At 37.6% G+C, this 16,588-nt stretch carries 13 protein-coding genes and 3 pseudogenes; 7 read left to right on the top strand and 9 right to left on the bottom strand.

Going from position 1 to position 16,588, the window contains the following annotated elements; all coding sequences use genetic code 11:
* Positions 1-44: 44 nt before the first annotated feature.
* From AAHB12_RS20205 to AAHB12_RS20190, 4 genes are all read left to right on the top strand, one after another.
* Complete coding sequence (locus AAHB12_RS20205; RefSeq protein WP_342046746.1) at positions 45-1,061, top strand: hypothetical protein; 1,017 nt, start codon at positions 45-47, stop codon at positions 1,059-1,061.
* A complete protein-coding gene (fahA, locus tag AAHB12_RS20200) occupies positions 1,058-2,359 on the top strand; it encodes a fumarylacetoacetase (protein WP_342046744.1) in 1,302 nt (433 codons plus the stop codon). Before AAHB12_RS20205 ends, fahA begins: the two co-directional genes overlap by 4 nt.
* A 24-nt stretch (positions 2,360-2,383) precedes the next feature.
* Positions 2,384-3,541 (top strand): homogentisate 1,2-dioxygenase, encoded by a 1,158-nt coding sequence (locus tag AAHB12_RS20195; RefSeq protein ID WP_342046743.1) that lies wholly within the window; start codon positions 2,384-2,386, stop codon positions 3,539-3,541.
* 238 nt (positions 3,542-3,779) lie between these two features.
* Positions 3,780-4,937, top strand: coding sequence for a Glu/Leu/Phe/Val dehydrogenase dimerization domain-containing protein (locus AAHB12_RS20190; protein WP_342046742.1), 1,158 nt, complete (start codon positions 3,780-3,782; stop codon positions 4,935-4,937).
* Positions 4,938-5,037: 100 nt separating this feature from the next.
* Here AAHB12_RS20190 and AAHB12_RS20185 read toward each other — a convergent pair whose 3' ends face one another.
* The 7 genes and pseudogenes from AAHB12_RS20185 to phnD all read right to left on the bottom strand — a co-directional run bounded on the left by AAHB12_RS20185 (position 5,038) and on the right by phnD (position 10,962).
* A complete protein-coding gene (locus AAHB12_RS20185) occupies positions 5,038-5,439 on the bottom strand; it encodes an alcohol dehydrogenase catalytic domain-containing protein (protein WP_342046740.1) in 402 nt (133 codons plus the stop codon).
* Positions 5,440-5,512: 73 nt separating this feature from the next.
* Positions 5,513-6,265: pseudogene (locus AAHB12_RS20180) on the bottom strand (aldo/keto reductase); the annotation flags it as partial.
* Between the two features lie 536 nt (positions 6,266-6,801).
* Positions 6,802-7,554: a tyrosine-protein phosphatase gene (locus AAHB12_RS20175; RefSeq protein WP_342046737.1), complete on the bottom strand. Its 753-nt coding sequence runs from the start codon at positions 7,552-7,554 to the stop codon at positions 6,802-6,804.
* Positions 7,555-7,565: 11 nt separating this feature from the next.
* Positions 7,566-8,348 (bottom strand): PhnE/PtxC family ABC transporter permease, encoded by a 783-nt coding sequence (locus tag AAHB12_RS20170; protein ID WP_342046735.1) that lies wholly within the window; start codon positions 8,346-8,348, stop codon positions 7,566-7,568.
* Between the two features lie 74 nt (positions 8,349-8,422).
* On the bottom strand, positions 8,423-9,223 hold the full coding sequence (phnE, locus tag AAHB12_RS20165) for a phosphonate ABC transporter, permease protein PhnE (RefSeq protein WP_342046734.1): 801 nt from the start codon (positions 9,221-9,223) through the stop codon (positions 8,423-8,425).
* A complete protein-coding gene (gene phnC, locus AAHB12_RS20160; RefSeq protein WP_342046733.1) occupies positions 9,216-10,037 on the bottom strand; it encodes a phosphonate ABC transporter ATP-binding protein in 822 nt (273 codons plus the stop codon). The genes phnE and phnC overlap by 8 nt, the downstream gene beginning before the upstream one ends.
* Positions 10,038-10,041: 4 nt before the next feature.
* Positions 10,042-10,962 (bottom strand): phosphate/phosphite/phosphonate ABC transporter substrate-binding protein, encoded by a 921-nt coding sequence (gene phnD, locus AAHB12_RS20155; protein ID WP_342046732.1) that lies wholly within the window; start codon positions 10,960-10,962, stop codon positions 10,042-10,044.
* Between the two features lie 360 nt (positions 10,963-11,322).
* Here phnD and AAHB12_RS20150 point away from each other — a divergent pair, with 360 nt between their 5' ends.
* Positions 11,323-11,970, top strand: coding sequence for a GntR family transcriptional regulator (locus tag AAHB12_RS20150; RefSeq protein ID WP_342046731.1), 648 nt, complete (start codon positions 11,323-11,325; stop codon positions 11,968-11,970).
* 577 nt (positions 11,971-12,547) lie between these two features.
* Here AAHB12_RS20150 and AAHB12_RS20145 read toward each other — a convergent pair.
* Positions 12,548-12,946 (bottom strand): annotated as a pseudogene (locus AAHB12_RS20145) (recombinase family protein); the annotation flags it as partial.
* 262 nt (positions 12,947-13,208) lie between these two features.
* Positions 13,209-13,340: pseudogene (locus tag AAHB12_RS31895) on the bottom strand (recombinase family protein); the annotation flags it as partial.
* A gap of 396 nt (positions 13,341-13,736) precedes the next feature.
* Here AAHB12_RS31895 and AAHB12_RS20140 point away from each other — a divergent pair.
* Positions 13,737-15,101, top strand: coding sequence for an alkaline phosphatase (locus tag AAHB12_RS20140; protein ID WP_342046730.1), 1,365 nt, complete (start codon positions 13,737-13,739; stop codon positions 15,099-15,101).
* Positions 15,102-15,227: 126 nt separating this feature from the next.
* The gene (locus AAHB12_RS20135; RefSeq protein ID WP_342046729.1) at positions 15,228-15,935 is read left to right on the top strand and encodes a DUF4352 domain-containing protein; all 708 of its coding nucleotides are present in this window, start codon (positions 15,228-15,230) and stop codon (positions 15,933-15,935) included.
* Positions 15,936-16,588: the final 653 nt, after the last annotated feature.

Here is a 16,588-nt window from a genome sequence, read left to right as displayed (position 1 = left end):
ACCTGATTATTCAGTCTGTTTAACAGGCAGAGGGGAGAAAAGCCATGACAGTAAGGAGACAGCTGGAAATCATCAGCAGAACCAAGGGGAATACGATACCAAAAACTAGTATACAAGCTTTTTTATCAAGGCTAATCGATTACGCCGGGCTGTTCCCGCCCGCAAGCCTGCCGCTAGAGACATCGATTCGCAACTATATTACCTATCAGACATGCAAAGATTCATGGATGTTGGGACGCTTCATCATACCTGCCGTGCAGCTAGATGGCCTTGCTTTATATGTATCTCTTTTTTCAAATGACCAGCCCCTGCGTATTTCGGCTATAGGGCGGAAGAGTGATAACGCAGTGACTTGTCTGAAAGGGCTTTATGATGACTTGGAGAACATCATATCCTTTCGCCATAATCACCGAGATGCCATAAAGATAGATGTGTTTGAAATGCCCCTCCCCCCTGTTTCATCTGTCCGGGATCTGTTAGAGACCATCGCAGTGGAGACGGCTAAATGTGATTTGCAAACATTTTGTGAGGCGACGGTTCCTGTAGATGCGGACTGGGAGGATCATATGATTGAAACTCTTGACGCTATTGCCGCGCACAATAGGGACAGTAAAACAATACTTGGTTTTAAGCTACGTACCGGCGGAATCACGGCTAATGCGTTCCCGACACCAGAGCAAGTGGCCGCCGTACTCATCGGTTGCCGTGACCGAAACATTGCGTTAAAGTTCACCGCCGGGCTGCACCATCCTATTCGCATGTACCGTGACGAAGTGAATGCACAGATGCATGGCTTTCTCAATGTCTTTACTGCTGGGCTGCTAGCCAATGTCCACAATCTAGATGTGTGGAAGACAGCGGAGATTCTCGCCGATGAGTCACCAGCCAGTTTCTCCTTTACTGATCAAGGATTGGCCTGGCGGAACTTAACAGTACCTGTTTCTGAAATAATGCGCCTGCGTGAGTCAGCACTTTGCTCCTACGGCAGCTGCAGCTTTGATGAGCCGCGCGATGATTTGCGGATGTTAGAGATTTATAATACGGAGGAGAATTTGAAATGATGAAATCATTTATAAAAGTAGATCCTAAATGCCACTTTCCTATTCAAAATCTTCCTTATGGTGTATTTCGTCCTCGGAGTGGCGGTGACCCTCGTATCGGTGTCGCAATCGGTGATTATGTACTGGATCTGGCTGCATTAGCTGCAGCCGGGTACTTTACCGCAATTAGCCTAGCGGACCAGAAGGTTTTTAACCAGCCTTCACTGAATGCGTTCATGGCTCTTGGACGCAAGGTATGGCGAGAGGTGCGCGGGAGGATTCAACACCTGTTGAGTGAAAATGAGTCAACGCTGCGTGATAACACTGAGCTTCGAAAGCTTGCCTTAATACACCAAAGAGATGTTGAGATGCTGCTACCCGCGCAAATCGGTGATTACACTGACTTTTATGCTTCAAAAGAACATGCAACGAACGTAGGAATGATGTTTCGGGGCAAAGAGAACGCCCTTATGCCAAACTGGACTCATTTACCAGTTGGATATCATGGTCGGGCTAGTTCAGTGGTTCTCAGCGGTACTGATGTGCGTCGTCCAAACGGACAAATGAAACCAGCTGACGCCGCATCGCCTTTATTTGGGCCATGCTTGCAGCTCGATTTCGAGTTGGAAATGGGATGGTTGATTGGGCCGGGTAATGAAATGGGAAAACCAGTCTCAATTGAGAATGCAGAGGAGCAAATTTTTGGTTTAGTTTTAGTCAATGATTGGAGTGCACGTGATATCCAAGCTTGGGAATATCAACCGCTCGGACCATTCCTTGCGAAGAACTTTGCTACCTCAATCTCTCCTTGGGTGGTACCGCTTGATGCACTGGAACCTTTCCGCGTAGCTGGTCCCAAGCAAGATCCAGCACCACTTCCTTATTTGCAAGCAACAGGTTCTGGTGCATTTGATGTTCACTTGGAAGTCTTTCTTCAAGGTGAGAGAATGACTGAACGACATCGCATCACAGCCAGTAACTTCCGCTACCTCTATTGGAGTATGGCTCAGCAGATTGCACACCACACAGTAGGTGGATGTAATTTACGCCCGGGCGACCTGCTTGCCTCAGGAACGATTAGCGGACCAGAAAAAGAGACAAGGGGCAGCTTATTAGAACTCACTTGGCGCGGAACTGAGCCGATTCTCATGGGAAATGAAGAAAAAAGAGTATGGTTGGAAGATGGAGATCAATTAACGATTACGGGTTGGTGCCAGGGCGAAGGCTACCGGATCGGGTTCGGTGAAGTGACGGGTCGTGTCCTTCCCGCAGAGCGGCGCACTCCAACCGAGTATGCCTTGCAGCAGTCTACAAAATAACAGAATAAGGAGGGAGTAAGAATTATGCCGCATTATGTAAAAATGGGAAATATTCCTCATAAACGCCATACGCAATTTCGTCAGGAAGACGGTACACTCTATTATGAACAATTGATGGGGACAAAGGGCTTTTCCGGCATTCAATCATTAATTTATCATATCAATCCCCCAACAAGAGTGAAAGAGGCAAGAAAAATTAAAGAAATCCAGTATGAGTTTGAAGAGAAAGATGCTTTAAAACATCGCCATTTTCTGACATGGAATACGGAAGTTGGCGGAGACTTTCTTGAAGCAAGAAAAATCTTACTTGCTAACGATGATTTAGCGATTGGAGTAGCGCGTCCTTCAGCGCCAATGTCTTATTTTTACCGTAATGGAGAATGTGACGAGATGCTGTATGTACATGAAGGAACAGGAAAGATTGAAAGTATCTTTGGGGAACTCTCTTTTTACCCAGGCGACTATGTAATCATTCCAATGGGCACTACATACCGTGTTGTCCTAGATACAAATGAGGCGCGTTTTTTAGTTGTTGAATCGAATTCAGCAATTGTCCCGCCAAAGCGCTACCGCAATGAGTACGGACAGCTTCTTGAGCACTCACCATATTGTGAACGCGATTTTCGAACACCTGAAAGACTAGAAGCAAAAGATGAAAAAGGAGAGTTCGAAGTTCGTGTACGTGCCCAAGGAATGCTAACTTCCTATATGTTTGATTTTCATCCACTAGACGCGGTAGGCTGGGATGGATATTTATTCCCTTACGCGTTCAGTATTCATGATTTTGAACCAATTACTGGTCGCGTTCACCAGCCACCGCCAGTTCATCAAACATTTGAAGCACATAATTATGTGATTTGCTCCTTTGTACCACGTCTGTATGATTATCATCCAGAGGCGGTACCAGCTCCATATGTACATAGTAATGTTGAGAGCGATGAAGTGCTCTACTATGCGGATGGCGATTTTATGAGTCGACGTGGAATAGAAGAAGGATCCATCACCCTTCATCCTAGTGGTTTGCCGCATGGACCGCACCCGGGTAAGATGGAGGAAAGTATAGGAAAAAAAGAAACAAGAGAGTTAGCTGTTATGATAGATACATTCCGCCCGCTTCGTGTGGTTAAGCAGGCCCATCAATATGAGGATACTTCCTATATGAACAGTTGGTTTGGAGAATAAAGGAATTCAAAGAAGTATTTCAAGATATTAAGGGAGAAATGTAGACACACTTCTTGGTCTCAAAGTTAAAAAAACCTTCCCCCTCAAGAACAAGTGGATTAGCATTTCGAATTCGAGGTTAACCCCTTTGAAAGAAAAAGAAGAAATCAAAACAGATGAAGATACGATTGAAGTAACAAGAGATGCAATAACAAAAGGGAAGAGTACCAACTTACTAATTTACTAGGAGGAATTTAAAATGAGTCTGACATTTCCAATAGAAACTACAAATATACAATCAACAAGTTCATTCGACATATTTACAAAAATTCAAGACCATGAACAAGTATTATTCTGTAATGACCCTGCTACAGGATTGAAAGCCATCATTGCGATTCATGATACTACCCTTGGACCAGCATTAGGCGGTACGAGAATGAAACCTTATGATACATTCGAGGAAGCCTTAGAGGATGCTTTACGGCTATCAAAAGGAATGACCTATAAAAATGCTGCAGCTGATAATGACTTTGGTGGTGGTAAAGGTGTAATTATCGGAGATCCAACTAAGGATAAAACGCCAGAATTATTCCGAGCTTATGGACAATTTATTGATTCCTTAAATGGTCGGTTCTATACAGGAACAGACATGGGAACCGTCCTAGACGATTTCGTTCATGCACATAAGGAAACAAACTGTATTGCTGGTTTACCAGAAGAGTACGGGGGTGGCGGTGAAACATCAATTCCTACTGCTCTGGGAGTTTTATATGGTATTCAGGCAGTTGCCAATACATTATGGGGACACGAAAATTTAACTGGGAAAAGATTTGCTGTTCAAGGATTAGGCAAAGTTGGTTTTAAAGTAGCGGAACATTTGCTAGAACATGGGGCTGATTTATATATTACAGATGTTTCTAACGAAGCCATACAAACATTAGTAGAAAAAGCAAGGCAAATGGGTGGAAACGCAATTGCTGTCAAGGGCACTGATATTTATGGAACAGATGCGGATATGTTTGTCCCTTGTGCCATTGGAGGCATTATTAATGATCAAACCATTGATCAACTAAAAGTAAAAGGAATCGTAGGTGCAGCAAATAACCAACTTCTTCATGAAAATCATGCTAAAAGGTTAAAAGAAAAAGGAATCCTATACGCACCTGATTATATCGTAAATAGCGGTGGCGTTATCCAGGTAGCCGACGAATTATATGGACCAAACAAGAGCCGAGTATTGAGTAAAACGAAAGCCATCTATAGTTCTATTCTTGAGGTTCTAAAACAATCGGAAGACAAAAATATTACAACTCTAGAAGCAGCAAACCTCATGTGTGAAAAAAGACTGAATATAAGAATGAAAAGGGATAGCTTCTTCTCTCCAAATAAACGTCAGAAGTGGCAGATCCGTCATTAATCAAGCTTCAGCTTCTACCTATGTACCAAATATTTTATGCCCCTTAAATTTTGGGGCGTAAAATATTTGGTGTAAAACTCAGGAAGAACATCCCCCCTGCTTATGAGCAAAATAAGCATAATCTCTCTTGTAAACCTTCTAAGACTTCTTCCGGCACTTCCCTGACCTTGCTATCCCCAGTAGCCAATTTGTTCAAACCGGGATTGATGATCACTTTGTCACCGGTTAAGACATTGTTGACTTCATCTCCAACTGCAACAACTTCCCCTGCGCCGTCGGAGCCGGGAATAGCAGGCAGCTTGATGCCTGGATATCTGCCGTGTATACCGTGTATGACTAACAAATCCCGTCGATTAAGAGCTGCCGCTTGTAATCGCACGACGACCTCTTTCGAACCAGGTTTAGGAGTTTCTGCCTCTTCCAGCTTCAGACGGTTTGGTCCTCCTGCTTCTCTTAACATCATTGCCTTCGTATGATTATACCCATTCCTTTCACGGCTCAAGTCATAGAATGAAATACATTACCTTGAGCCTTCTTTGTTTTATTCTATTCGTTTCTTTAGTATGAATTAGATATTAAATATCAAATCTCCAATTTGTGAATTGTTTTACGACTTCAGGATTGTTTTTGGAAGGGAACAAGCTCTTCTTAGTATCTAAAGTAGCAATCGTATCCATATCCTCTTGACTTAATTCAAAGTCAAAAATATTGAAGTTTTCAATGATTCTTTCTTTATGAACAGATTTTGGAATTACAACCACCCCTCTTTGTGTCAACCAACGTAAAACCACTTGGGCAACAGACTTATTATGCTTTTCAGCTAGTTTTACTAGAACCTCATTATGGAAAATGTTATTTTTCCCTTGAGCAAGAGGACCCCAGGACTCCATCTGGACATTATAGTCTTTCATAACTTGTTCACTTTCCAACTGGTGGTAGAAAGGATGTGTTTCAATCTGGTTTACAGCTGGAACTATTTCATTATGACAAATCAAATCTACCAGACGATCCATCTGGAAGTTACTTACTCCTATTGCCCTGATTTTTCCTTGCGCGTACAATTCCTCCATTGCACGCCAAGATCCATATATCTCCCCAAATGGCTGATGAATTAAATACAAATCCAAATAATCCAGTTGCAATCTTTCCAGTGATTTTGTGAATGCTTTCTTTTCCCTCTCATAACCAGCATCCTGAATCCAAAGTTTTGTTGTAACAAAGATTTCCTCTCTTGGCACCCCACTACGCTTGATTGCTTTGCCAACAGCTTCTTCATTTTCATATGCCGCAGCGGTATCAATCAGACGATAATCTGCCATAAGAGCATCTCCCCACTTTTTTCATAAAATCCTGCATATGATTTTCCGCCTTGATGTTGCCTTGAAATAAAGTTTGATCATTTTCTAACTATGTTTGCTCTACAATCGCGCCCTTTTCTGGAATAGGTATATGATTGCTCACTAATTAAAAAACATATGGAGTTGCATCACGTTGTTAAATAAACTCCCCCGTTCGTCTAATAAGAACTGGGCTGCCTTTTATTGCAGCCCAGTTCTTTTTGATAAGCATCTCTTAGTAAATAAGTATTTATGATTCGTGATATAGACCAGAAAGCATTTAGAAATCTGTTCAAATTAGGTTATGATGTTTTTTGTCTCATGCCCTTTCACCGAAAAAATCAAACATAATACTCCCCATTGCAATTCGTGATTAGTTTAGGGCATCAATAACATTTGAATTAGCAGCCCTTGTTTAATTTTAAAGGTTTATGAGAAGAGGATTTCAGGCAGTTCAACTATACCTGACATCCTCTTTTGCTTTATATCGTTAAAACCTCATTTTAAATAAGGTGCCAATCCTCAAATTATTTTCGAAGTTGAAATGAGCCCAGGATCATTTTATTCTTAATAGTCAATAACAACTCTTTAGTCAACCCAATATGTATCAAATAATTCTCAAAATTTTCGAAAGTGGACAGGATATAATCAATTACAGGCTCAATGTATGCTGGCTTTGATTGCATTAATTCTGCAGGGATTTGTTCAGCATTCTGTTGCATGATGGTGTTTTCTTTAATATATACCTCTGTAAGTATGTAGTTAGCAATGATATCAGGTCTACTAACCTCAGCCAATCCGAGTAAAAGCATCGCAATAATTCCTGTTCTGTCTTTACCTGCTGCACAGTGAAATAGAACACAACCTTCTTGTTTCGCAATAAATTCGAAAACATTTCTAATCGCCTCGGTTGAGTCTTTAATCATTCCTAAATAGATATCGGTCAAAAATCGTTCTAGATTTTCTGTCATCACTTTTGTTATATCAGGCTCGACAACATCATCCGCTAATAGTGGTATATTAATATAATTTACTTGATTGATTTTCGAAAATGGATCTGGATAGCTAGAAAGCTCAAAAGCGCTACGTAAATCCACGACTGCGGTTACGCCGTAGCTTAATAAAAGGTCAATATCATTTTCATCTAAGTTAAATAAGTCGTCTGCCCTAAGAAGATAGTGATGTTTAGTTACTTTTCCATTACTATTTGGATAACCGCCCAATTCTCTTACATTGAAAGCATTCTTTAAAGGCAAACGCACAATACTTTGTGTATACATAATAAGCTCCTTTAGATTGATTTTTTTAATTTATTTATAAGAATTTCTACTATCAGCATCGTTATAAAAATTACAACAATTATCGTAGAGATTGATGCATAATCGTACTTACCAAGGGATTTCATTAATAGACTTCCAATACCTCCAACGCCTACCATACCTAAATTAATCGATTCTGCAATACCAATTTCTAGTTTGATAGCACTCCATGAAGTAAACGAGCTAACACTGCTAGGAATAAGTCCTTTTACGACAATTGTAAACCAGCTCGCTCCTGTTGTTCTTAATGCCTCGATGATATCCGATCCCAATTCCTCTATACTAGCCGTAAAAGCTTTTGTAAGATACCCAACCGCCGAAATAACCAAACCAATCATTCCAGCTGTACTTCCAAAACCAATACTGGCAACTACCATGAGAATCCAAACCAAAGCCGGAACAGCCCGAATAACGGCAACACTTCCTTTTATAAAAGCCGCTAAAACTCCGTTTGGTGCAATATTAGTAGCTGCTAAAAATGACAAGATAATTGAAATGATAAATCCAATAAACAGACCACAAACTGCCATGGCAGCCGATGACAGCATGGCTGATAAAATGGTCAAAATATCGCTGAAGTCAACAGTCATTAATTTGCTAATGACTTTTCCCGCATCACTTGTCCGAGAAATAAATTTGCTAATATCCAGATTCAAAGAAGTGAAGCTAACATAAAAGAATGCTATCAATCCTATTGTTATACTTAAGGATTTTAGCTTATCTGTCGTTCTTGAAATTTTAACAGTTGTATTCAAAACCTTCCTCCTTTCTTAAGGTGCTTTAGTCGCTATCTAGACCTGTCGAAACACCTTGACTCCGATTCCTACATTTAATGAATCAACTTTCGTAACTTATTCGTGCAAAACTCTGTGATAAGTACCATAGCTGCAAGGATGACAATAAGAGAGAGAGCTTCATGATATTTAAATAATCTCATATTTGTTTGGATCATAATCCCTATGCCACCGGCACCTACCATACCCAAAATAGCTGATGCTCTCATGTTTATTTCAAAAGAAAACAGAGTCCAATTAATCCAAGATGGGATAAATTCTGGAATTAGCCCATGAAATAAAATTTGGAAATATGACGCACCACATGCTCTTAATGCTTCAAGTTTCGATCCTGCAATTTCATTAATAGATTCGGAGTAAGATCTAGACAAAAATCCTAATGTTGCAAAAATTAAGGCAATCAACCCTACCATATTTCCTATTCCAAAAATGTAAACGAGTAAAGCAGCCCATGCCAGTATAGGCACATTTCTAAGGAAAGACAGGAAAAATCGAACAATGAACCTTAACCATCCAATTCTATTTGTTTGTTCCGATAACAATATCCCAAATAACAACGCTAATATCGCAGATATATACGTTCCTACAACAGCAAAGAAAATTGTATCAATAATTAACGGGATGTAATGTGCTAGATTCCCAAAATCAGGAGACCAAAAATTATTGAAAAAAAACGATACAAACTCTGGGAAAGAAGCGATTGCTACAATTGGGTCAATTTCTAGGTAGATAAATGCCCCTAAGACCACAACGGCAACAAGGAAAACAATCGAACTGATTTTCCACCCTCGTACTGTCGATAATACTAAGGAATTCCCTTCTTTTGTCTTATGCATACGAAGATACTCCCTTATCATTGTAAGTTGAACGCTCTTCTTTTGGAGTCAGAGTCATTTGATCTTCTTTTCCCTTATAAATATCTGCAATAATCTCATCCGTTAATTCGGAGGGCATTCCATCAAAAATAACCAAACCATCTTTGATGCCCACAACTCGGCTTGCATATTTTTTCGCATAATCTACTTGATGTAAATTAACGATACAAGTAAGGTTTCTTTCTGTGGTAATCCCTTTAATTTGATCCATCACGATATCTGCTGATTTTGGATCAAGTGACGCTATTGGCTCATCAGCTAAAAGCAATTTGGGCTGTTGAACAATTGCTCTGCAAATACCTACCCTCTGCATTTGTCCTCCTGAGAGGGCATCCGCTCTTTTATAAATTTGTTCTTCAAGTCCAACTTTTTTTAGAAGGGTGAATGCTTCATGTTTGTCTTTCTCGCTATATAATCCTAAAAAGCTTTTGACAGAGGACATCTTGCCTAATCGTCCATACAATACATTTTTAATAACATTAACTCTTCCAATTAAATTATAATGTTGGAAAATCATACCAATACCTGACCTCTGTTTTCTCAATGCTCTCCCTTTAATCTTTTCCATATGAACACCATCAAAGACGATCTCTCCTTCTGAAAAGTCAATCATTCGATTAATGCACCGGATGAATGTTGATTTTCCAGCACCAGATGGACCGATAATAACCACAAATTCACCCGTTTTAAACTCAATATTTATACCTTTTAAGGCATACGTTTTATTATCATAACTTTTCTTCAAATTCTTAATCGATAACAATGGGCTATTCAAGGTCTCACTCCTCTAACTTTAAGATTTTAACCATTTCTTCTATTTCAGCATAATCAGAATCTTTTGCTTCTATATATCGAATAGATGGATCTTGATAAAAAGCTTTAAAATATGATTCATCCTTGTATTGAAGATAGAATTCTTTAATTTTATCTTTTAAATCTTGCGGCAGGTCTTTTCTAATTACATACAAGGCATTCGGGATCTCTGATGTTTCATCGATAATTTTAATGTCGTCTTTTTTAATTAATCCAGCTTTATCCATTGAATCTATGACTGAAAGTGCTACGGAAGCTGCGTCATAATCACCTTTAACGACTCCCATTACGCTTGCATCATGCTTTCCTGAAAATGCAGCGGTTTTAAAGAAATAACCAGGCTGTTCTAATTGTGCCGTATCAAGCTTTAATGAAGTGAGTAATTTAGCTTTCGGATACATATAACCAGACGATGATGCAGGGTCAACAAAAGCAAACGTCTTGTCTTTTAGGTCTGCCAAGGTATTAATATCCTTTCTAGTGCTTTTTGTTATAAAGGCGGTTTTATATGGCTCAGCTCCCATAGCTTTTGTCGTAACTAATGGTTCAACATCTGCCATTTTTTTAGCTTGATAATAACTCATAGGTGATACTAGCAAAGCATCCAGTTTTCCGTTCTTCAAAGCCTCAAGTCCAACTGAATAGTCAGCTCCTTCAAGCTCTTCTACCTTAACTCCAACGTATTTTTCCATTTCCTCACGGAATTTATCATTCTTTGAACCCGCGTCTGGATTATTTTCATCAGGCATTTGAACAATGGTAATTTTATCTGGCCATTGCGATTTCCCACTTTTTGAGGATGCAGTATCAGAATTCCCACAGGCCCCTAAAACAGCAACAACCGATCCTATTAGAAATGTTGATTTTATTGCTTTCATAAACTTCATGAATAATTTCCTCCTAATAATAATTCTATTTTTTACATTCAACTTTACTTAAGGAAAATCTTTTTCATATTTTCACCCTAATCCCATAATGTTTTTTTATGAATTCTTTTTTCACTACTTTCAAAAAATCTGCTCATAGATATCTTGTAAAATAAGAAATCCCCCTTTAAAATAAAGTTGTATACAACTTGAATACAAATAAAGAATAACATTAGGTTGTAAATTTTATATTAAGAGACATATAAGTTCGTGTAAAAAAGGGCTTTAGAGGATCTATTCCTGACTTATCTTTTTTATTGTGTAGGAATAAAATATAAGTTAAGATTAGTCTGCAAATCCTGTTTGAAAGGAAATGAAGAAATGGCACCACAATCCCTGGTTGACATCGCATACACAAAAATTCGAGAAAATATTATGAACGCAAATTATATGCCAGGAACCTTATTATCAGAAAATGAACTGGCTGAAATTCTCAACATGAGCAGGACACCTATTAGGGGGGCCATCTCCCGCTTAGAATCGGAGGGTTTTGTTTCTTCACTTAAAAATAGAGGAATTATTGTAAGAGAAATATCTTTAAAAGAAATTTTGGATATAACTGAAGTTATTTTATTCTTGCAGGAATTTTCTGTTGAAGCGGTTATAGAGAAGGGCTTTTCATTTAATAAAGAGGAATTAGGAATGTATTTGAGCCATCAGCTGAAAGCAGAGGAAAATAATGATTACCCTACGTATATTCAATATCACTTGCAGTTCACCCGGGGTATGATTTTAGCCTCAAATAATCAAATGATGATACAAATGATGGATTCTATTAAAGATAAACTAATGCAGTTCGCAATTGTAAATTGGAAATTAACACCTTACCAAAAACATTATTCTGCAAATCTTGTGAATAAATCCATTTATGAAGCCATCTGTTCTGAAAATTACCCTAAAATCAAGCAAATCTGTAAAGAAACTTTTTTACAAAACCGGGAAGCATTAATCACCTCTAGAGGAATATAACAATTTATAAAAGCAGCCTCTGGTGACTGTAGGTAATCATCTGGCTGCTTTTATAATTTTTCACCATTACTTTTGATACGGTTTATGATGCTGTATGTAAATGAGGTTTTTGTTTGCATTATTTCCAACTATTAGACACAAGTCCTTCATTGAAAAATCATCAATAGTACATGCCATGCAAAGTATTCTTCGATTCCAGCTATCAAAGTTGGTGGATCCTTTAATTTATTAATTTCCTTAATTATCGTGCCCTATTTATTTAAGTACAAACCTTCACAATCTCTTTTAAACTTTAACATAGATATCCAATTTTCTTTAAAGGTGTTGTTCAAGAAATGGACCGTTTGCGGAATCAGAATTGCGGCAGGCCTCCTAGAGTGGACCGGGTTGTCCATCGCTGTTGAAGTTAATGCATATGCCTATCAATTGTGGATTCTGATCATTGCTTGTTTAGGAGTTTCCTTTCTATTCCGGAAGAAATAAACGAATAAAAACTTGTCTTTATTTATGATACGGTTCACCGCTACATATGCTAAATTACTCTCCTTACAAAATTATTAACCCTCTTCTTCAACAATCTGGCCCTTGCAGCCACACGCCCAGCTGCAGAACGTTCTTGAATGAGATTTCGCTCAAATTCTGCAATACTTACAATCATTCGAAAAAAGAAACGCCCAATTGGACTTGATGTGTCAATGTTGTCTTGGATGGATATAAAATCTATTTCCTTTTTCTCAAAAAACTCAGCAAGTTCAATAAGATGTTTTGTAGCACGACTAATACGATCTAACTTATATACAACAACCTTATCCCCCTTTCGAAAAACTTTCAGCAATTGCTCCAGTTCTGGACGATCCGTTTTAGTGCCTGTCATTTTTTCTTGATAAATTTCTTCTACTCCATATTTTTTTAGTGCATCAATTTGTAATTCTAAATTTTGATCTTTTTTACTTACACGAGCATAACCGAAAATCAAAATCGTAACACCTCTTAACAGTAAGTTCTAAAATTTTATAATTACATTTTACATTAAACGGGTATTTAATCTGAATAGATTGATGTATAAGTTAATGTAAAAAAACATTTTAAAATTCACGTGCTGTGATTTTCTTTTTTATTTGGCGTAATTTTTTCAGGGTTATATGTCGCTATATATAAAATTAAGCCACCCTAATAACGTTAGGGTAGCTTATCATTATGTTGTGATAGTGCCAGCATGAGAGGCAAAGAAGCATCTCCTATAAGCTAGATGCTTTTTCATATTCCCTCATTATTTTATAAAACGTGTTTTTCTTTAGTTCTAACATCTCCATAAACATAACGCCTGTTATTTCTCCACTCTTCCATTTTGAATGGTTTTCTTCTAGTAGGGGTAGCACGCACATTTTAACGTTTTTATACGCTAAGAGATTCTCAAAAACCAATGTTACTGATTTTAATTGAGATTTTGATTTAGAGATGAATTTTGATACAGGTTTAAAGCTATTTTTACTATATTTTAGGGTAGATTTTGTTAGTCTCAAATACCACCATTTTTGAGATTGGATCAATGCTTAGAGTAGTAAAATCAACATTTTTCCGTGTCGAAATTTGCTTAGTTAGCGTATGTTTTCGTTAAAATGTGGGCGGGATCCCTACTATTTGAATCAACCTTTACGCTATCTTAACAAGGGGTTAACAATTATAATTTATCCTCAAATAGTAACTAAAATTAAAATCAGATGAGAAAATCATTAGATTTTGATTAAATTTGGGGAGGAAGTATTTTGTTTAAAAACAAACTTAAGAAGAAAATATTACCAGTAGCTGTTTTATCTACAGTAGCATTTGGGACCTTACTTGGTACGTTTAATGATGTCAAAGCTGAGGAAGTAGTACAAAACAATGCAGAAATTAAGAATGTTATTTTCTTAATTGGAGACGGAATGGGAGTTTCCTATACTTCTGCCTATCGTTATTTAAAGGACAACCCTTCAACAAAAGAGGTTGAGCAAACGGAATTTGATAAGTACTTAGTTGGGCAACAAAAGACATACCCAGAAGATCCTCATCAAAATGTTACGGATTCAGCTGCCGCAGCAACCGCTATGTCAGCAGGTGTTAAAACATATAATGCAGCAATTGGTGTAGATAATGATGGTTCATCTGTAAAAACAGTCCTTGAAGCAGCTAAGGAAAAAGGAAAGTCTACTGGATTAGTTGCCACTTCAGAAATTACACATGCTACTCCTGCTTCTTATGGTGCACATGATGTTAGTCGTAAAAACATGAATGCTATTGCTGATGATTATTATGATGAAATGATCAATGGAGGACATAAAATCGATGTAATGCTTGGCGGTGGTGTAAGCAATTTTGTTCGTCAAGACCGTGATTTAACAAAAGAGTTCCAAAAAGACGGTTACTCTTATGTAACAAATAAAGATGAAATGTTAAAAAGTGACAATACTCGTATGTTAGGTTTATTTGCTCAAGGTGGAATGCCTAAAATGCTTGACCGTGAAGCGTCAATGCCTTCTTTAAAAGACATGACCGACACAGCTTTAAATAAATTAAGCCAGAATAAAAATGGTTTCTTCTTGATGGTAGAAGGAAGCCAAATCGACTGGGCTGGACATGATAACGATATTGTTGCAGCTATGAGTGAAATGGAAGACTTTGAAAAAGCATTTAAAGCTGCAGTCGAATTTGCTAAAAAAGATAAGCATACTCTAGTAATTGCAACTGCAGACCATTCAACTGGCGGGTACTCTATCGGTGCTAGAGGAGATTATAACTGGTTTGGAGCTCCAATTGCAGCAGCAAAACGTACACCTGACTTTATGGCAGAACAAATCGCCAAAGGTGCCGATGTAGAGAAAACTCTAAGAGACTACATTGATTTACAATTAACACCTCAAGAAATCGATTCTGTTAAACAGGCTGCTGTATCTAAGAATGTAACAACCATTGATAATGCAATAGAAACTATTTTTGACCTTCGTTCCGTAACTGGCTGGACAACAGGCGGACATACTGGTGAAGATGTTAACGTATATGCTTATGGACCTGGAAGTAACCTATTTGCTGGAAATATTGATAATACTGACCAAGCAAAACATATCTTTGACATTCTAAAAAATGGTAAGTAATCTATTTAAATAAAAATATCCCCGTTGGGCTCTGATGTTCAACGGGAACTTTTTTTAGAACTCATGTTTAATATGCGGAAGAAAAATATATTTTTATCGACTATCCAACAAGGAAAGGGGATTTTTGTGAAATTATTAACGCCAATCATCTTAGTATTATCATTATCCCTTGCATTATTTGGCTGTAATGCCGTTCAAAAGGATGAATCCGCTGCGAAAGAAACTAAAAACCAGGAACAAATGTCTGAAAAAAAGAATGATAGTTCAAATAAAGAAAAAAACAGAGCTAAATCTTTATCGGACATTTATGTCCCTAATCCACAAGTGTCTGATGATACGAAACTTCTTAATGTAGGACAAACCATAAAAGATAGTAAAGGTACAGTTACATTAAAAGGGATTGCTTCTCTTAATAAGATCTATACAATAGGACCAGTTGAGATGAAAATCAAGAATGTCAAGCTCATTCACAATATGCCGACATATTCCTTAATGGATTATTTTCATTATTATACGGAAAACTATGAAGAATTTGATTTTATTAAAGTGGAAGTGGAACTAATTAATAAATCAGACCAAACAGTTCATTTTGGACCCGTTGCTCATCTTAATACAAGTAATGGTGAGACAAGAAACTTCGAAGATGACTTTTATATAGAGTATTTGGGTGGAGAAATTGAGCCAAATGGTTCAAAGCAAGGAGCACTTGGTTTTATCATTGAAAAATCAAGTCCAGATTTAAAATGGGTAGAAATCCAAACCAGCGATGTTCTTGATAAAAACCGTAAGGAAATTGGTAAGTCACAAAACATACGAATTGATTTAAATTTATAATTTAATTTTAAAAAGGAGTTTTGTAAAATGACTTATTCATATGCTGAGTAGGTCATTTTACATTTATAGTATTTTTTATACAACAATTCTCCCCCCAATTTTGTCTATCTAAATGGTGTTTAAAGATGTATCCTTTTTTGTGTACTCCATTCATATCAAGTGATTCAATGTATCTAGAAGCTTATAAAATGAACGTGTTTTATTCATTTTTCTGGCGTTATATTTAGCGATTTCATTTCTCAGTATTTTAATTCATTGGCATGTAATGATAGAGGGCCTAAAAAAGGTAATTTGGTTGAAATGGTTCAAATGGAGAGAGCGTAATCTTACACCTTATCTGTTTGTTATTTTGTTATGGTTGATTAGTCTGCCAGTGTCCTCCTATCTAACAGAATATCAAGTCACCTTGTATACAAGTTATTTTTTTCACACTTTGCCGACCTTCCTTATAGCTATTGTTCTCATGTTATGGTTTATAAACAGGAGGGCCAAAGCATGACTTTTTTGTCCTTCCACAATTTTTGCGGCTTGTTGTGGCTCTTTCGCCAAGCCAACAGACTAACGGCAAGAGAAACAAAAAAACATGCTCTCGACGGGGAAGAGAACATAGAAGGAAAAAATTTAAGAATAATGTACTTATTGTTGGATACACA

Source organism: Bacillus sp. OTU530 (genome assembly GCF_038440375.1).
The sequence above is the reverse complement of the archived record's forward strand: the minus strand, read 5'-3'. Positions and strand labels throughout refer to the sequence as shown.